The organism is Sutcliffiella rhizosphaerae (genome assembly GCF_917563925.1).
In the GTDB taxonomy this organism is placed as follows: Bacteria; Bacillota; Bacilli; order Bacillales; family Bacillaceae_I; genus Sutcliffiella_A; species Sutcliffiella_A rhizosphaerae.
In genome coordinates this window covers 1-18,605 of the sequence record NZ_CAKJTJ010000017.1, presented here as the reverse complement: position 1 = coordinate 18,605, position 18,605 = coordinate 1, and the positions used below count along the sequence as shown (strand labels likewise).

General features: G+C 38.0%; 16 protein-coding genes, 1 pseudogene and 1 other annotated feature. Of the genes and pseudogenes, 9 read left to right on the top strand and 8 right to left on the bottom strand.

Annotated elements, in window-relative coordinates:
• Positions 1 to 108 precede the first annotated feature (108 nt).
• Positions 109 to 2,262: a cell division protein FtsA gene (locus LRP81_RS14485; RefSeq protein ID WP_317987078.1), complete on the bottom strand. Its 2,154-nt coding sequence runs from the start codon at positions 2,260 to 2,262 to the stop codon at positions 109 to 111.
• 166 nt (positions 2,263 to 2,428) lie between these two features.
• Between LRP81_RS14485 and LRP81_RS14480 the strand changes: the two genes are divergently transcribed.
• From LRP81_RS14480 to ccpA, 3 genes are all read left to right on the top strand, one after another.
• Complete coding sequence (locus tag LRP81_RS14480; RefSeq protein WP_230502304.1) at positions 2,429 to 3,505, top strand: bifunctional 3-deoxy-7-phosphoheptulonate synthase/chorismate mutase; 1,077 nt, start codon at positions 2,429 to 2,431, stop codon at positions 3,503 to 3,505.
• A 46-nt stretch (positions 3,506 to 3,551) separates the two neighbouring features.
• Entirely contained in the window at positions 3,552 to 3,752 is a 201-nt protein-coding gene (locus LRP81_RS14475; protein WP_230502302.1) for a hypothetical protein, read from the top strand.
• Positions 3,753 to 3,967: 215 nt separating this feature from the next.
• A complete protein-coding gene (gene ccpA, locus LRP81_RS14470; protein ID WP_230502300.1) occupies positions 3,968 to 4,966 on the top strand; it encodes a catabolite control protein A in 999 nt (332 codons plus the stop codon).
• 65 nt (positions 4,967 to 5,031) lie between these two features.
• Here ccpA and LRP81_RS14465 read toward each other — a convergent pair whose 3' ends face one another.
• From LRP81_RS14465 to LRP81_RS14455, 3 genes are read right to left on the bottom strand one after another with little or no spacing between them, the layout of a single operon-like run.
• Positions 5,032 to 6,234: an acetoin utilization protein AcuC gene (locus tag LRP81_RS14465; protein WP_317987077.1), complete on the bottom strand. Its 1,203-nt coding sequence runs from the start codon at positions 6,232 to 6,234 to the stop codon at positions 5,032 to 5,034.
• Positions 6,204 to 6,848: an acetoin utilization AcuB family protein gene (locus LRP81_RS14460; RefSeq protein WP_230502296.1), complete on the bottom strand. Its 645-nt coding sequence runs from the start codon at positions 6,846 to 6,848 to the stop codon at positions 6,204 to 6,206. Before LRP81_RS14460 ends, LRP81_RS14465 begins: the two co-directional genes overlap by 31 nt.
• Positions 6,849 to 6,897: 49 nt before the next feature.
• Complete coding sequence (locus tag LRP81_RS14455; protein WP_230502294.1) at positions 6,898 to 7,530, bottom strand: GNAT family N-acetyltransferase; 633 nt, start codon at positions 7,528 to 7,530, stop codon at positions 6,898 to 6,900.
• A gap of 170 nt (positions 7,531 to 7,700) precedes the next feature.
• On the opposite strand from LRP81_RS14455, the gene acsA reads away from it, so the two are divergent.
• Positions 7,701 to 9,419, top strand: a complete 1,719-nt coding sequence (acsA, locus tag LRP81_RS14450; RefSeq protein ID WP_230502292.1) for an acetate--CoA ligase — start codon at positions 7,701 to 7,703, stop codon at positions 9,417 to 9,419.
• A 213-nt stretch (positions 9,420 to 9,632) separates the two neighbouring features.
• Positions 9,633 to 9,886, top strand: a pseudogene (locus tag LRP81_RS14445) (group II intron reverse transcriptase/maturase); the annotation flags it as partial.
• A 262-nt stretch (positions 9,887 to 10,148) separates the two neighbouring features.
• Here the strand turns inward: LRP81_RS14445 and LRP81_RS14440 are convergent.
• Complete coding sequence (locus LRP81_RS14440; RefSeq protein WP_230502290.1) at positions 10,149 to 13,004, bottom strand: transglycosylase domain-containing protein; 2,856 nt, start codon at positions 13,002 to 13,004, stop codon at positions 10,149 to 10,151.
• A 254-nt stretch (positions 13,005 to 13,258) separates the two neighbouring features.
• Positions 13,259 to 13,484 (top strand) — a binding site (T-box leader).
• A gap of 49 nt (positions 13,485 to 13,533) precedes the next feature.
• Between LRP81_RS14440 and tyrS the strand changes: the two genes are divergently transcribed.
• On the top strand, positions 13,534 to 14,796 hold the full coding sequence (gene tyrS, locus LRP81_RS14435; RefSeq protein WP_230502402.1) for a tyrosine--tRNA ligase: 1,263 nt from the start codon (positions 13,534 to 13,536) through the stop codon (positions 14,794 to 14,796).
• A 152-nt stretch (positions 14,797 to 14,948) separates the two neighbouring features.
• Here tyrS and LRP81_RS14430 read toward each other — a convergent pair whose 3' ends face one another.
• The 3 genes from LRP81_RS14430 to LRP81_RS14420 all read right to left on the bottom strand — a co-directional run bounded on the left by LRP81_RS14430 (position 14,949) and on the right by LRP81_RS14420 (position 17,312).
• A complete protein-coding gene (locus tag LRP81_RS14430) occupies positions 14,949 to 15,113 on the bottom strand; it encodes a YjcZ family sporulation protein (RefSeq protein WP_230502288.1) in 165 nt (54 codons plus the stop codon).
• Positions 15,114 to 15,253: 140 nt separating this feature from the next.
• Positions 15,254 to 16,069, bottom strand: coding sequence for a lipid II flippase Amj family protein (locus tag LRP81_RS14425; RefSeq protein ID WP_230502286.1), 816 nt, complete (start codon positions 16,067 to 16,069; stop codon positions 15,254 to 15,256).
• A 319-nt stretch (positions 16,070 to 16,388) separates the two neighbouring features.
• Positions 16,389 to 17,312 (bottom strand): phosphotransferase enzyme family protein, encoded by a 924-nt coding sequence (locus LRP81_RS14420; RefSeq protein WP_230502284.1) that lies wholly within the window; start codon positions 17,310 to 17,312, stop codon positions 16,389 to 16,391.
• Positions 17,313 to 17,533: 221 nt separating this feature from the next.
• Here LRP81_RS14420 and LRP81_RS14415 point away from each other — a divergent pair, with 221 nt between their 5' ends.
• The 3 genes from LRP81_RS14415 to LRP81_RS14405 form a co-directional block, all read left to right on the top strand.
• On the top strand, positions 17,534 to 17,800 hold the full coding sequence (locus LRP81_RS14415; protein ID WP_230502282.1) for a hemolysin XhlA family protein: 267 nt from the start codon (positions 17,534 to 17,536) through the stop codon (positions 17,798 to 17,800).
• 14 nt (positions 17,801 to 17,814) lie between these two features.
• Positions 17,815 to 18,090, top strand: coding sequence for a phage holin (locus LRP81_RS14410; protein ID WP_230502281.1), 276 nt, complete (start codon positions 17,815 to 17,817; stop codon positions 18,088 to 18,090).
• A 118-nt stretch (positions 18,091 to 18,208) separates the two neighbouring features.
• Positions 18,209 to 18,605: N-acetylmuramoyl-L-alanine amidase (locus LRP81_RS14405; protein WP_230502279.1), on the top strand; the 397-nt coding region annotated here is incomplete at its 3' end.

Here is an 18,605-nt window from a genome sequence, read left to right as displayed (position 1 = left end):
ACTGCCTTTGCAACATGAAAAAAGGGAAAACCATAATTAGTGTCCACATTCACTGCCTTTGCAACACGAAAAAAGAGAAAAACCACGATTAGTGTCCACATTCACTGCCTATTGATATACTTTTTTCTCCCAATGAATATCTAATTCATCGCCATGACTGATTAGGTCGTAAAAAGATGATTCTGTTCCATTTTTCTTTAATAAAAATGAGCCAGCTCCTTGAGGTTGTTTAATCTCAACAAACCGGAAAATATCTTGAAAAATAAACGATTCCTTCCTCTTCACCATTAATTGTAGGTGATCCCCTTTAGAGAGGAGGTCCTCCTCTTTCAAGAGTATGCCATTTCGATAAAATTCCATAAGCGCTTTCTGAAGGACTACTCTCTGCCCATTATAAGTAACAGATATTTCTTGTTTCATTTCATATTGCTTGAGAATAGCAAGCATTTGTACAGTAGGAGTTTTTCCTTTTTCCCAGCTGATTTGATCGTTATGCTCGAATGTACTGGTTAAAGGAATCTGTAAACCATTTCTTTGCACTTGTAAGGAAAAGGCATTAATGACCGTTTTTTCATCATTGATTTGTAAATGAAAAGGCTCTATTTCGTTTTCTGTAAATGTAAAGGAAGTAAGAAGTAAATCCTTTATCGATACAGGGTATTGGAAGCTAACTTTATCTCGGTCATTTAATACATGATCTTCAGAAGAAACATGCTCGTTTACTAAAATGGTTGGTGCTATTTTCAACCATTCATCATTCACCTTTACTTCAAGTACTTTTGGCTTTTCATCCCCGATTATTTGGGCAATTGTAGCCGATGCGGCGACTCCATCCTTCCCTTTTTCTACTTGTATCTCATCTCCGTTATTGATTGGATCAAAACTTTGAGCGGGAAGACCATTTTTATATATCTTTGGTGATTCCCCGAAGGTTCCTGGTATTGTCATACTTTTTCCGTTTAACTCGACCATTAAGGCAAGACCTGGCTTTCCGACTAGTTTTTGAATGTTTACTCCTGCGGCCAACAGGCAGTCTCCGATAGTGAGCTTTTTTACATCAAATAATCTAACAGGTAAATCATTCACTGTAACGGATACATATTCAATCGGCTTTTGTTTTGCAGCTATGGCAATCCCTATTGGTGTAATAAATTCTGGACCTTTAATCGGAAAATCCATTGGGTAAAGCTGCTGGATGGCATCTACACCGCGAATGGCAACCCTGTTTTCAGGCAATCCCAATTTTTCTGCAAGTAGAGCAGGTAATGAGGGAGTAAGACTTCCACCCCCAACAAGCATGACGGCTTTTGGAGCGGTTCTATTGTTTTGGTTCAAGATTTCAGTTGCGATTGCAGTAGCAAGTTTATCAATATAGGAGGATATTTGTTGAACGATTTCTGACTTGCTTAAAGTTTGCTCAAACCCAAGAACATCTGTAAAGGTAATTTCCTCCTTAGAAAGCATTTCTCGTTTAGTCTGTTCGGCTTGTGGAAAATCTAGCAGAAAAGCATCGCTTAATCCTTCTGTTATTTCATCCCCAGCTACAGGCACCATTCCATAGGCAGTGACGGTACCGTCCATAGAAATTGCAATATCGGAAGTACCTGCTCCAATATCCACTAAGGCAAGGTTTAACCTGCGCATGGATGGAGGTATTAATACATTTATTGCAGCAATAGGTTCAAGTGTAAGTGCTTCTAATTGTAAATCTGACCGATGAAGAGCAGAAATTAAAGATTCCACAACTATTTTTGGCAAGAAGGTTGAAATAACCTCTACAGAAGCTTGTTCACCCTTTTGGTCTAAAAGGCTGCCAATTTCTTCTTCATCCAAGTAATATCTTAATACAGAATATCCTACACAAAAATACTGATCGGCTTGTACCGGTTCTTTTGCTTGTAAAAGCTTTCTTTGTGCTTCTTGTACAGCAGCAAGCTCTAATAAAAAGATGTCTTCCTCATTAAACAAAGCCTTTCCTTTAATGTCTTGTATGGCAAAAGCCGTTTGGGTTCTCAACGATCGTCCTGCAGCTGCTACGCAAACCTTTGTTAAAGGTCCATGAGATCTCTCTAAATATTCTTTAACATATGTAATGGCATTTGAAACTGCTTGAATGTCATGTATTTGACCGTCCAACATTGCACGTTCTTTATGTTCTTTTACGACAAAATCAAGTATACGAAATTTATCTTGCTCTTGCTCTAATAGCAGTCCTACTACGGATCTTGTCCCAATATCTAACGCGAAAATCAAATGATTCACCATCCCAATTTATTTTCATATAATACTTTATCGCTTAAAAGCTTAAAAGCGTTTAATTAATAAAGAAAAAACTCGTGACATTATGAAAAGCTTCGTTTATAATAACTAATTAATAGAAATGTACCATAACTCGGTACGGTTATAAATACGGAAAGGATGAAATGATATGAGTCATAACGAATTAGACGCCTTGCGAAAACAAGTCGAAGAATTAAACTTACAACTATTAGAAGTAATAAATAAGCGCGGGGAGCTTGTCCAAGAAATTGGAAAGCTAAAAGAAGCGCAAGGTGTGAATCGATATGACCCAGTCCGTGAGAGAAAGATGTTAGACTTAATTACGGAACATAACGATGGACCTTTCGAAACTTCTACTTTACAACATTTATTTAAAGAAATTTTTAAGGCAGGATTAGAACTGCAAAAAGATGATCATAGAAAAGCTTTATTAGTATCCAGAAAGAAAAAGCCAGAAGACACAGTTGTTGAGGTAAAAGGAGTAAAAATCGGGGATGGAAGTCAACAATTTATCATAGGACCTTGTGCGGTTGAGAGCTACGAGCAGGTTGCTCAAGTAGCCCAAGCAGCAAAAGCTCAAGGTATTAAGCTCTTACGTGGTGGGGCATTTAAACCAAGAACTTCCCCTTATGATTTCCAAGGTCTTGGACTTGAAGGCTTGAAAATCTTAAAAAAGGTCGGCGATGAGTATGACATGGCGATTATTAGTGAAATTGTTAATCCTGCCGACATTGAAGTAGCGTGTGAATATGTAGATGTCATTCAAATAGGTGCACGTAATATGCAAAACTTCGAATTATTGAAAGCTGCAGGAGCGGTAAATAAACCAGTTCTTTTAAAACGTGGACTGGCGGCAACCATTGATGAATTCATTAATGCAGCTGAATATATTATTGCTCAAGGTAATGATCAAATAATTCTTTGTGAACGAGGTATTAGAACGTATGAAAAAGCGACTAGAAATACGTTAGATATTTCTGCAGTACCAATCTTGAAAAAAGAAACACATTTGCCTGTATTCGTTGATGTGACACATTCAACAGGTAGAAGAGATCTTCTTTTACCAACTGCCAAAGCAGCACTAGCGATTGGAGCTGATGGAGTTATGGCAGAAGTACATCCAGATCCGGCTGTTGCATTGTCAGATTCCGCACAACAAATGGATATCGAAGAATTCAACGGCTTCATTACGGAGCTACGAAGTCATTACGCATTCAAAGCATAATACACTTCATGAAAGACGAGCGGAGAACGCTCGTTTTTCTTTTTGAATGGCTGTTTTCGCAAACTTTGTTGCTTTTACGAATTTTTTAGATACTTGGAATAAACGTTATCGTCGCACTCTTTTCAGCAATTTAGGCAAAGTATCAGGGAAAGTTTTTACGGAACAAAGTCAGAAACCGACTTTTTACGGTTACCAGCAACAATCATTAAGAAAAGAGCTGTTTGAAATAGGTAATATAATTGGATAAAATAGGGAAAAAGGAGCGTTAGCATTACTTATTTCATAAAAATTTCTGATTTTGTAAAAGATATGTTAAGGACCATAGTAAATTCGTTGATTGTATGTGAAGAATAACGTATGATTATTAGATAAATGCGTTATTTTGCCAGAATATATGTGTTTTCTTCCAAGACAAAAGATATCCTACATAGATGCATGAAAACTGAAGGAGAGTGTGTATTAATGAACGTAACGATTTATGATGTTGCCAGAGAAGCAAACGTCTCTATGGCAACGGTTTCCCGAGTAGTAAATGGAAACCCAAATGTAAAACCAACTACGAGAAAGAAAGTGTTGGAAGCAATTGAACGCCTTGGGTACCGACCAAATGCAGTTGCACGTGGCCTTGCCAGCAAAAAGACGACAACTGTTGGAGTAATTATTCCTGATATCTCTAATATTTTTTATGCAGAACTTGCACGAGGAATTGAAGATATAGCAACTATGTACAAGTACAACATCATTTTAAGTAATTCTGATCAGAATGTGGATAAAGAACTTCACTTATTGAATACGATGCTTGGCAAACAGGTGGATGGTATTGTGTTTATGAGCGGTAATATTACCGAGGAACTTGCTACTGAATTTGAACGGTCACCAGTTCCGATTGTATTAGCTGCCTCTCTTGAAAAGGATAATAAGGTTCCTTCTGTAACGATTGATTATGTACAAGCTGCATATGATGCTGTTACTGCACTTATTGAAAAAGGACATAAACGAGTGGGGTATGTTTCGGGACTTTTTGAAGAGCCAATCAATGGTGAAAAGAAATTAGCTGGATACAAAAAAGCTTTGGAAGAAGCAGGTTTGTCCTACGAGGAAGAAATTGTTTTAGAAGGGGATTATTCATACGATTCCGGAATTGAAGCCGTTGAGAAACTAATTAGTTTAGAAGACAGACCAACAGCGATATTTGTTGGCACAGACGAAATGGCACTCGGCGTTATTCATGGTGCACAGGATAATGGACTAAACATTCCAGAAGATATTGAAGTAATTGGATTTGATAATACCCGCCTGGCAACAATGGTCCGTCCACAGCTTTCGACTGTAGTTCAACCAATGTATGATATCGGTGCGGTGGCAATGAGGCTTTTGACTAAATACATGAATAAAGAAAAAGTTGAAGATCATACAGTTGTACTACCACATAGAATTGAATTTAGACGCTCTACAAAGTAAATACGTTATGATAGTAAAAGAGGACAAATTTTTAATGAATTTTGTCCTCTTTTTTACGTTCTCTCTTAGCCTAATTGTGAGTCTCCATTTTGCAAATGACTAATCGGATAAAGGGCTTTTAATAATATCTGCTTGTTCTTTTCGGTAATTTCCTGTTTTCTTGGGATGGGGCTGTATAAATCTTGAGTATCTTCCCATGTCAGTGGAAGCTCTACAGGGGCAAGATCCTTCCATTTATCGATCCAATTGCTTGGTAATTTACCTTGCCCAGTATTCTTTTCCATCATTTCCAACCAAATGTGGGACCAGGCTCTTGGTACCACTCGCCAAATATCATAGCCACCCCCACCAACGGCAATCCACCTGCCATTGCAATATTGATGAGCTATTTTATGGGCTAACCTAGGGATTTCCCGAAAAGCCTTCATAGAAGTTGATAGATGTGTGAGTGGATCGTAAAAATGGGCATCTGCACCGTTCTGGGTAAGGATGACATCAGGTTTAAAAAAGGCAGCTACTGCAGTCAGTGACTGCTCATACACTTCAAGAAAGGATTCATCTTCGGTAAAGGCATCAATTGGGATATTAAAGGAATACCCATAGCCTTCACCCTGTCCCCGTTCATTAATATTGCCAGTCCCAGGGAATAAATATCTCCCAGTTTCATGAATGGATAATGTGCAAACATCAGGATCCTCATAAAACGCCCATTGTACACCATCTCCATGATGGGCATCTGTATCCACATACAAGACACGTGCTTTATATTTTTCTTGTAAGTATTTGATTGCTACCGCTGTATCATTATAAACACAAAAACCGGAAGCTTTCCCTCTAAAGCCGTGATGAAGACCTCCTCCCAAGTTTAAAGCATGTTCCACTTTACCGCTCATCACCTGGTCTACCGCTGTTAGTGTTCCGCCAACAAGCAATGCACTTGCCTCATGCATACTTTGAAAAATAGGGGTGTCTTCCGTCCCAAGCCCGTAATTGCTCATTTTTTCTTTAGGCAAGAGTCCCTGTCCTGCTTGTTTTACAGCCTCTATATAACGTATATCGTGGATGAGCGCCAATTCTTCATCAGTTGCTGTCCTTGGAGCGACAATATTTTCTAAAGGAAGTTGTCCGCTACTTTGTAAAAGGTCGTAGGTAAGTTTTACTCTCAGTTGGTTAAATGGATGATTCTCACTAAACTTATATGTTTGAAAATCATCCGAGTAAATAAATGCTGCCTTGTTCATGAGGTAACACCAGGCAAGTTTGGCCATAATACTTCATAGCCTTCGTTTTTTATATCTTTAATGACTGCAGTTGGATTCATGGTTTGTACACGGAAAACTAAGATTTTATATTTTTCATCCTGATGGGGATTAACCAATACACTGAGAATGTTTAAATTTCGCTTACTTAAAATAGATGTCACTTCTGCTAATTTTCCAGTAATATTTTCAACTTTCACCTCAAATTGTGATGCTGGTAAATTCGCACCGGTCAACTGAACGAAAGTATAAAGTAAATCTGTTGCTGTAACAATCCCTACTAGTTTAGAATCTTGAATGATAGGCAGACAGCCAATTCGGTAATCAAAAAGCGTAGCTGCCACATCTTCCACAAAATCAAGAGGATGACCTGTTAATACATTGGTTTTCATTACTTTGGATAATGGCTGCTGTAAATCATCCCGCATCTTGTTGCCGTGAAGTGCTGCCTGAAGACCATTTCGAACGTCCCTATCACTTACAATACCAGCTAGCTGTTGCGTATCAGTGATTATCGGGATATGTCGAATCCCGTTTTTCTCCATCAATAGAAGTGCCTGTTCAACAGTATCAGTGGGAAGTAGTGTATGAACGTTCTTCTTCATAATTCTTTCCACAATCATTACCATTCCTCCTCTTTAAACAAACAAGCTTGTGCTACTACATTCTATGCTAGTACATGAAACGGTTGTGAAAGCGTAGTTGATCGAATTTTTGAATCGATTCAGCTTTTACATTTTTTCCAATTCGGGCCATCAAACAGTTTGCTGGATGAGAACTAATCTCGGGATCATCAGTTGCATAATATTCTAGTCCACCTGCATTCATCATTTTCTCCATCACTTTGCGATATTCCCAAACATTTAATCCAGTTCCTTTAAGATCCCAATGCCAATAATATTCCGTTGTAATGACAATATAGTTTTCCATCATTTCATCCATCATGGAAACTTGCAGGAGGGATTTTCCGACAGAGCTACCTCTAGCTTCTGGTACCACCTCAATGGCACCTAGTTCAATAAGGTTCTCCATTTTCCCTTCTGACCACCTTTCCATTGGATCAGGGTACAAATAAGTAACATATCCGACAATGGTATCTTGTGTTCTGGCAATAATAATTCTACCTTCGGGAAGTTGTGCGATTTCAAGTAAAGCTTTACGTTGCTGCTCTGGTGGCCTGAAGGCAATAAGGTCTTTATGAAATTCAAAGCCTGCTAAATTCGCAGCAGTAACAGGTCCTTCAATTATAAGACGATCGTTTCTCGTCTTAATCTCTTTTGCATTATACGTTTTTCTATGTTCCATCTAAGTATCCACCTACTTTTACCTAATAAAACGCTTACAAAACTTTTCATTACTAGTTTACTAGAAAACAGAAAATTATTCATGTAATCCTAGCAATTTTTAAAAAATTGAGAAAAATACTTATCTGTACTATAATAGAGGTGTAGAAAATACATAAGGGGTGTTTGTGGATGAAAGTGGAAGCGTTACCAGTAACGAAGGGGAACTACAATCTAGAAGACTATGAACAAACCTACCATAATTTTGATTGGACAGAAGTAGAAAAAAATTTCAGTTTTGCCAATTCTGGAAGAGTAAATGTGGCCTATGAAGCAATCGACCGCCACGCGGAGAATTCACGCAAAAATAAAGTTGCTTTATACTATCGTGATTCAGAACGTAATGAAAAATATACATTTAAGGAAATGAAAGAGTTTTCCAACAAGGCGGGAAATATTCTAAAACAAACATGTGATGTGGAAAAAGGGGAACGCGTCTTTATTTTTATGCCCCGTTCACCAGAACTATATTTTGCTGTACTTGGTGCAATAAAACTTGGAGCGATTGTTGGCCCATTATTTGAAGCATTTATGGAAGGTGCAGTAAAAGACAGGTTGGAAGATAGTCAAGCAAAGGTAATTATTACAACACCGGAATTGCTAAAGCGTATTCCATTGGAAGATCTTCCAGCATTGAAGCATGTCGTTCTTGTGGGAGAAGATGTGGAAGAGGACGGACCATTTATTGATTTTAATTCCCGATTGAAAGATGCGAGTAAAAAGCTGGATATAGAATGGGTGGAAAAAACAGACGGACTAATTCTTCATTATACTAGTGGTTCAACTGGAAAGCCGAAAGGAGTGCTTCATGTTCATAACGCAATGATACAACATTATCAAACTGCAAAATGGGTACTCGACCTTACAGATGATGATGTATATTGGTGTACGGCGGATCCAGGATGGGTTACAGGTACTGCATACGGTATTTTTGGTCCTTGGCTTGTTGGTGCATCCAATGTTATTGTTGGGGGCCGCTTCAGCCCAGAAGCTTGGTATGAAACAATTGAGGATTTTGGAGTATCTGTTTGGTACAGTGCACCAACCGCATTCAGAATGCTGATGGGTGCTGGTGATGAAGTGGTGAAAAAGTATGACTTATCTTCATTGCGCCACATTTTAAGCGTTGGGGAGCCTTTAAATCCTGAAGTTATTCGATGGGGAGTAAAAGTGTTTACTCTTAGAATTCATGATACATGGTGGATGACTGAAACAGGAGCACAGTTAATTTGTAACTACCCTTGTATGGAAATTAAGCCTGGTTCTATGGGGAAACCAATTCCTGGTGTGGAAGCAGCGATCGTTGATGATCAAGGAAATGAAGTGCCACCTTATCGTATGGGGAATCTTGCTATCAAAAAAGGCTGGCCATCTATGATGCATACAATCTGGAACAATAAAGAAAAGTACGAATCCTATTTCATGCCTGGTGACTGGTATGTATCTGGTGACTCTGCTTATATGGATGAAGATGGCTATTTCTGGTTCCAGGGACGTATAGATGATGTCATTATGACATCTGGAGAAAGAGTCGGTCCTTTTGAAGTGGAAAGTAAGCTAGTCGAGCATCCTGCTGTCGCAGAAGCGGGAGTAATAGGAAAGCCTGATCCAGTCCGCGGAGAGATCATTAAAGCTTTTGTCGCACTCCGTGATGGGCACAAAGCAAGTGATGAATTGAAAGATGAAATACGTCAATTTGTAAAACGAGGACTTGCAGCACATGCCGCTCCACGTGAAATAGAGTTTCGTGATAAACTTCCGAAAACACGCAGTGGCAAAATTATGCGCCGTGTCTTGAAAGCCTGGGAGCTTGACCTCCCAACAGGTGATCTTTCTACAATGGAAGACTAATATAAATATGGAACAACCTGCTATCTTTGTGTAGCAGGTTGTTTTTATGTGCGCCCGGCATGGGTGCAATCTATAGGGTGCAAGCCCGAACTGTGAAGACAGAAGTAACAGTTAGCTTAACGCAAGGGTGTCCATGGCGACGTGGAATCTGAAGGAAGCGGGCGGCAAACTTCCGGTCTGAGGAACACGAACTTCATAGGAGGCTAGGTATCATTGGATGAGTGGATAAGAAGACGACTCCGAATGATTGTATGGAAAGAATGGAAACACCCGAGAACCATAGTGAGAAAGCTAAAAGGGTTAGGTGTCCATCCGTCAAAAGCATATGAATGGGGAAATTCAAGGAAGAAATACTGGAGAATAGCCCCAGCAGTCCAATCCTACACAAAACCCTTGGGAACTCCTATTGGAGTTCCCAAGGGCTCAAAAGTCTATATGCAAGATATGAAAGTTTACGTCAACTTTAATTGAATCGCCGTATACCGAACGGTACGTACGGTGGTGTGAGAGGTCGGGGGTTAGTCACCCCCTCCTACTCGATTTCTATAAAAAGAGGCTGGGACAAAAGTATTTTAGCTAAAGAAAAATCCGAACTACAATTCATGATTCTATGATTAGAATGTTGAATTAGTTCGGATTTTTACTATTAAAGGGCTTTCTTAACCAAAATTATTCGTCTTTAGCGTTGGACATTATAGTTATGTCCCAGCCTCTTTTACTTAAGATGGTTTAATCGTCTCCGTCATCTCCGCTGTCATCAGGTGGGGGATCAGTAGAGTTATCACCGCCGCTGTTGCCGCCGCCGTTGTTGCCACCGCCACTGTTGCCGCCGCCGCTGTTGCCACCACCACTGTTGCCATTAGAAGGTGGCTTGTTTTCAGGTTTTGTCTCTTTCTTTTCTTCTTCTTTTTTATCAGGATCTCCACGCTTGACAGTGTTGGAAGCAGAAGATTCTTTTCCGCTCGCATTGACCGCTGTTACATAAAAAAGTCCAGTGTCCTGGGATATTTTTGAGTTCAAATCATCGCCAGCCTGCACAGAAGCAATTTTTCTGGCTGAGCTTGAACTATTTTGTTTAAAGTAAACGTAATATCCAATGACATCTTTTTCAGAGCTTCCTGACCAAGATAATGTATTTCCAGATAGGCTGACTCCACCGACTTGTTTTGGAGCTGAGTTGTTTGTTGGCAGTGGATCTTTAGATAGGACGGTCAGCCCTTTAAAAACATCCTTGTTATCCATATATTTAGCTAGTTCTTCAATACTTCCAATTTGCAATTTCTTTAAGAAATCTGGCTTTAGCATAGGACCTTCCTTAACAAATTCAGAAGGTGTAGAGCTTAGTGGAGCATATGCAACATCACCAATTTGTACATACTTTCCAGTTGTTAAACTATCGTCAGTCTTGGTTGGTGCAAATTTTGCATTGAAAAGATCATCCCCAACTAATCCTGCTTTTTGACATAATTCTGATGGAAGCAGACCTGATAATTTACAATAGCTTCTTCGGACAATTCCACCAGGCATTTGGAATTGTTCAGAGGTACTGACTTTATCAGGGTTAGTGGAGTAAGCTCCATTTAATAATTGTGCCCAAAGCATTTGACTGCGTTGAGTTGGAGTATATCCACTAATTTTTTCTAATACATACCGCTCATCATAGCCAAGCCATAATCCGAATGTTACTTTCGGATTTGAACCCATCATCCAAACATCATGTGTGTCCTGAGTTGTACCAGTTTTACCAGCCCAATCAGCAGAAAACTGTAGGTTATTTCGAGCAGGGATGGCAGTACCTCTTCTAAATGTATCACGCATCGTATCAATCATTAAATAAGCAGTTTGCGGAGAATAAATTTCAACAGGCTCCACGTTATGCTCATAAATCACTTCTCCGTCTTTCGTTGTGATGCTTTCAATTAAATAAGGTTCAACATAATTACCACCATTTGCAAATGTTACGTAGCCAGCGGTATTTTCTTCTACACTTACCCCAACTGCTGGAGAACCAAGTACAGCTGAAATATTGCCAGCATCCTGTTGTGTAAGTTCTTTAAAATTTTGCTTAAATAAGAAATCCATTGGTCTTTGTGGAAGGATTTCCATGTAACCACGAATGGCAGATAAGTTATGTGATAAAGCTACTGATTCCCTAGCTGTTACTAGCCCGTTAAACTGATTGTTCCAGTTATTTGGAGTCCACGTTTGTCCTCCAGCACGGACTGTTAAAGGTGTATCCGCAAGGATACTTCCAGGTTGAAGCGTTCCTAACTCATAAGCTGGTGCATACCCAAGCAATGGTTTCATAGTAGAACCGTTATGTCGCCACGTATTGGTAGCAAAGTTTAGGTCACTTATTTTAAAATCACGACCACCTACAAAACTGATAATGGCACCGGTTTGGTTATCCAATAATATGGCACCGACTTGTTCGGCATTTCTCCTGACGAGTTCACCAGTCTCTTGATCAACTTGTTCTTCATTTTTATAGGCAACGGTTCGATCGAAGTAAGGAAATTCTTCTGTTATTTCTCTCATCTTCGTGTAAATGTCTTTGTCGAGAGTAGTTTTTATAATGTAGCCTTTTTGCCTTAATGCAGTATCAGCTAATTGTATATATTCTCTATACAACTCTTCGTTAGATTCTAATTCTTCTTTTTCATAACCATCGTTTAAAGCTAATTGCTCGGCAATAATTTTTTGAGCACGATTTTCAATTTCAAAGGCAACATACGGATAATCATCAATTGCACTATTTGTTGGTGAAGTTAAATCCTTATTAATATCATAAGCAAGAGCATCCTCATATTGCTTTTGATCAATGTGGCCCATTGAATACATTCTGCTAAGAACATACCTCATTCTTTGGAGCCCAGGCTCTAACCCATCAGAGTCTTTCACTTCGGCCGTTCTTGTGAACGGAGTATAGGCAAATGGGCTTTGAGGTAACCCAGCAATAAACGCAGCTTGTGGAATGGATAATTCACTAATATCTACCCCAAAAATGCCTTCCGCTGCCGTTTTTGCTCCGGCAATATTTCGACCATTAGCATCTCGACCAAATGGAGATACATTTAGGTATGCTTCTAAGATTTCTTCTTTAGAGAAATAGTTCTCCAACCTAAGTGCAAGAAGAATTTCCTTTGCTTTCCGATCAAAGGATACTTCATCTGTTAAGACTTGGTTTTTTATGAGCTGTTGCGTTAAGGTACTACCACCTGTCTGGTTAGTTGAGTTAGTTACTTCCTGCACAATTGCACGTACAATTGCTTTTGGTACAACACCTTCATGCTCATAAAAGTACTCATCCTCTGTTGAAACAAGCGCATTGATTAAATGTTTTGATACTTGATCCAAAGAGACTTCTTCCCGCAATAAGTCTGCGCGGTACTTTCCTAAATAGACATCATCTGCAAAATACATTTCTGTAGATTCTTCGTAGTTGTAAATGTTTTGTCTCATATCATCATAAGAGCGAATCGGTTCTTCCCTGACAAGGGCCGCAAAATATCCAGCACCTGCGCCACCCGCAAAGGAGACTCCTATCAATCCGATAACGAGAAAAATTAATATTAAGTTCCACATTACTAAGTATGTAATGTTGGCTCCTTTTTTCGTGCTTTTATTTACAAAAAAACGAAAAAAAGACTGCGATTTTTCTTTGAACTTGTCGTAGTTTGACATAATTTATCTACCCCCCGGCAAATCAATCTAATTATAGCATATTGAGGTTTTATAGCGATAATTTTTTTTACTCTTCCAAAATTTTCATGGTTAAATAATTGACAACAGGGTTTGATTTATGGTAAAAAGACTTTATATTTATTACATCATTTATAGTCTGCGCAAAGACAGGAATAAGTAGTACGCTTAGGCACGTTTTCAGAGAGCTGATGGACGGTGAAAATCAGCACACCTATTTGTATGAATTACCTCCTCGAGCATCTTTTGGGAACGGCTAGGGCTTAGTAGCAAAAGACGGTTTTGACCGTTATGGAAATGAAGTGGGAAAGCAAAAGTTTGCTTTTCAATTAGGGTGGTACCGCGTATAAACTCGTCCCTTCTTTTATGGAAGGGATGGGTTTTTTTTTGTATTTTGTTAAAAGGAGAATGAATCATGAATCTATTAGAAGATTTACAATTTAGAGGATTAATTAATCAAGTGACAGATGAGGAAGGGTTGCAAAAGCTCTTAAGTGAAGAAAAAATAAAACTGTACTCAGGTTTTGATCCAACTGGTGACAGCCTGCATATTGGGCACTTACTACCGATTTTAACACTTGTACGCTTTCAGCAATCCGGTCATCATCCTATTGCGCTAGTAGGAGGAGCAACTGGTCTAATTGGCGATCCAAGTGGAAAAAAGGCAGAACGTACGCTTAATACAGAAGATATTGTCGTGGAATGGTCCAACCGTATTAAAGACCAGCTTTCTAGATTTTTGGATTTTGAGGCAACTGTAAACCCTGCAACCATTGCAAACAATCATGACTGGATTGGGGAAATGAATGTTATTAGCTTCCTTCGTGATGTTGGTAAAAACTTTGGAATAAACTATATGCTTGCCAAAGATTCCGTTCAATCCCGTATCGAATCGGGTATTTCTTACACAGAATTTAGCTACATGATATTACAATCATTAGATTTCCTTCATCTTTACAAAGAACAAAAGTGTAAACTCCAAATTGGAGGAAGTGACCAATGGGGGAATATAACGGCTGGACTTGAACTTATACGGAAATCGGAAGAAAACTCGAAAGCTTTCGGATTGACTATCCCTCTTGTTACAAAAGCGGATGGTACAAAGTTCGGTAAAACAGAAGGTGGAGCTGTATGGTTAGACCGTGAAAAAACATCTCCATACGAATTCTATCAGTTCTGGATTAACACAGACGACCGTGACGTTGTAAAATACCTAAAATACTTCACATTCTTGTCTCACGAAGAGATAGTATCATTAGAAAACGAGTTGCAAGAAGCACCTGAAAAGCGTTCAGCTCACAAACGTCTTGCAGAGGAAGTGACAAAACTCGTCCATGGTGAGGCTGCACTTGATCAAGCTATTCGAATTTCGAAAGCATTATTTAGTGGATCCATTTCCGAATTAACAGCTGAAGAAATTAAACAAGGCTTTGCTGACGTGCCATCTTTTACTGTGGAAAATGAAGATCAACTTGCATTAGTTGAATTGTTGGTGGCGAGCAAAATTGCCCCTTCTAAACGTCAAGCTCGTGAAGACATTACAAATGGAGCCATCTCCATCAATGGAGAAAAAGTCCAAGATTTAACGTATGTACTTAGTGCAAGTGACCGTATTGAAGGACAATTTACAGTAGTAAGAAGAGGGAAAAAGAAATACTTCCTAATTAAATATTAAGGTTTTTTGAAGAGAGGTGGATGTGTGGTCTGCCTCTTTTATATTTTAAATAGGGGGGATATAGGAAAAGTTCAGGCCGTGGATGTTGTACGGAAACTTTTTGCGAGAATACCAAAAAAAGACCTCTCAAAATTGAGAAGTCTAATTTCTTATTACCAACCACCGTAGCCGCCACCGTAGCCGCCGCCACAGCCGCCGCCATAACCACCGCCGTATGATCCGCCTACGAAGGAAGCACCAACGATAATCAACAAAATAAATAATACAACAACAAAAGCAAATCCGCCTTTATTGCCATCTCTATGCCCATCGCTCATATTTACACCACCTTTAGTTCAGGTGATTTATCATATGTCTATATTAGGTGATGGTAAGGGACAAATGTGTAGATAGGATAAAAAGGGCAGTTTAAAGAAATAATGTTTTTAAATCAAGCGAGATGTTTAATAAATCCAATTTATACAATAAACTTCGTAAACCATGCAATATATTTAGCTCCCCATAAGAATAGGAGTTGAGCAAGTACGGTGCCTAATAATCTAGAAGTAACCATCATTAACGAAATACTTTTTAGTTTATTATAACTTCCTCTTTGATTAACAACATCGTCAGCAAGTACAGATATTTTCGGATCAATAAATATAACTAAGAGAATGGTTGCTATTCCATTTATTAAACCAGATGACATTATTGCGGTAGTTTTATGTTCAGGAGCTAATAATGATGCATATAGAGCAGACAAGACTCCTATAGTATATATGGCAGTAATGATCATATTTGCACAAAATAATTTTATTGGTATATCCGATAATCTAGTATCTTTCAAATAAGAAAATTTTGGAAGGCTGAAATGTGTAATACCTCGCCTTATATAACCTAACGAAAAGATTCTAGCCATTAAAGAAGGGACAGAGCCTTTTTCCTGGGACAAATGAATGATTGCTCTGGAGAATAAAGCAACAAAAGTAGGGAGTAAAATAATGCCGAAAAAAGTACCTACCGTTGATGCGCCTATAAGTAGTCGATATTGAGCCTCAACAAATTCCAATGTATTCTCTTTTGGAGCGGTATCAATCAAACTAGCAGTAAATGGTTGCTGCATCATATTAGCGAGCCTTGAAACGATAACCATTATATTAAAGAGTGATAATGCGGAAGCTATCATTTTTACTCTTGCACCTGATAGCCTCACAGCGTATGCAAGTGTTTCTATCGAATGAATAATAAAAATAAACAAAGCTATGAATAGTAATTTTTCTGTTATAAATTCCATTAAGCATCCTTCAATTCATAAAATACTTTATCCTAATTTTACAACACTTTAAATTTTTGTTAGTAGTAGTTCTAGTTTTGCTTCTAGTGGAAATTGATCAATATTTTTAACATGCATGATGATGCTGAATGAAAATCTACCTATTATGTTTGTATTCCGAAGCTAATAGAACACTTTGAGACATTTGAAATGATAATTAGGTTAGGAGGATGGTGTTTACTATCGGATTCAAGCGAAAATACGCATATTGAGTGTAAATGAAAATAATTTGGCGATAACTTCCATAATCAAGCGATTCATAAAGCATCAAGAAATTACTTTATGAAATCAAATACTTACGTTCTAAGTTACTCTTATTTTCATAAATCCAAAGAAACATTTCTTTATTAGATTTAAATATATCCTTATTTTTTGAAAAGTAAGCCATAAATACACTTTGAATACAAAGCATCACATACCAAATGCCCCTTTTTTCAATCATCGATAATGAGTTATGCTGATTATAGTTTGCTATTAAATCTCCAACAAAAGATAACCAGTTTAATCTTTGCGTCTCATTTGAAAAAACTTCACTTAATATACTTGTTGAACAATAACATATATCAAAAATATTAACATTGACTTCTGCTAAGTCAAAATCAATTAAACCTACTAGGGTATCATCTTTAATAACAATATTATGAATATGCGCATCTCTATGTATCACTTGTTTTGGTAGAGTACTTAATACTGCTTTTATATCTTCTTTTAACTGTTGATAAATTGTAATTAAATGTTCGGATGCATCTACTTTGACAATTTCATCGACTGCGAAACTGTACACTGATAAGAATATATCATTATTGGGAAACTCATTGGAAAAACGAATAGTTTTCATTGCTTGATTTAAATGAGCAATTGTTTCACCAAGTAATTTAGGTACGGAAGGGTTCAGTAAACTCTCTTCTGCATGAAAGGTTAAGCCTTCAAGATAATTGTATATACAGTAGTTTTTGTTTTTATAACATACTGTGTATTCACCAGAATCATTCATGATAGGAGTTTGAGTGTGTATGAAATGATATTGAAGATGTTTAAGTAATTTGATTTCACGTTTTATTTGTTCTAGAGTTCCTTTCTCTTTTAGGATGAATTTATCCTCACCACTCGTAATAATGAGGATTGCTCGTTCAGAAAGCGTTTTAAATTCTATTGTTTTTATTCCAAAACTAGAAGAAATATTATTCATATCTAAGAGATTCATTTAGTTTTTCCCCCATTAGTTGAATACTACTATATTCAGTGTTTGTGATTCATTTTCCTGTTATATTAAAAAGTTTGTTAACCTTCTTACTTCTTTTTCCATGTAATCTTACGTTCCCTACTTTGCTGCAGCATTATGAAAGAAATTTGCTTCTGTTCGAACAAGTGCCTCAGCACGTGAACGAGACACATCCGTAATTACCATTATAGGGGGTCAAGTGATTGGAGGAAGTAAATGTGGATATCTGGCAAGAAAAAATCAAAAAAGATATCGAGGATTTAAAAAAGAACAACAATAGATTCGAAAAGGGTATACGAGATTTACAAGATAAATCATTGCTGCATGATAGAGACATACGAGACATGAAACAAGATTTAGCGGAAATTAAGGATGATCTTAAATGGCTACGCCGATCCATAACGAACGCATTTATTGTGGGGATTATTGGTGGGGCGATGGCTATTTTTTATGCAGTTTTACAACAATAAAGGAGGAGAAAAGAATGATTAACTGGAAAGTACGTTTTTCTAACAGGCTGTGGGTGATTTCTTTCATCACACAGCTATTTATTTTGGTGGAGGTAATGTTGGTAGGGGCACACGCTGTAGGGCTGACAGACTTTCAATTAACAGAAGAAATTAAAGGATGGGGCTTTGAAGTTGTAAATGCTTTGTTTGGAGTGCTTGCCACATTAGGAGTTGTTCAGGATCCAACCACCGTTAGTTTAAGTGATAGTGAACAAGCAAAACGTTATAAAAAACCTAGATCAAGTTTATAAGCTGCCTTTCGGGGTGGCTTTTTCTTTTGGGAAGGTGTCGGAAATGTGATCAATTTGGGACTATCGTACAAGCATTGTATCTAATAGTGTCATAAAAAATTATATGAGGTGATAAAACATGGTAAAAATATTTATTGATTCAGGTCATGGTGGAACAGATCCAGGTGCTGTAGGAAACGGTTTACAAGAAAAGAACCTTAATCTACAGATTGCAACACCTATTAGAGATATGCTCGTTAATGAGTATAACGATGTATCTATACTAATGAGCCGGACTGGAGATCAAACTCTGTCACTCACACAACGTACAAACGCAGCTAATGCATGGGGAGCTAACTTCTTACTATCCATCCACATCAATGCTGGTGGGGGTACAGGTTATGAGGATTTCATTTATCCAGGCGTAGGAGCTCCAACAACGACTTATCAGAATCTCATTCATGAAGAAATCATTAAGCTAGTAAATTTCAGAGATCGTGGGAAAAAGACAGCTAATTTTCATATGCTTCGTGAAT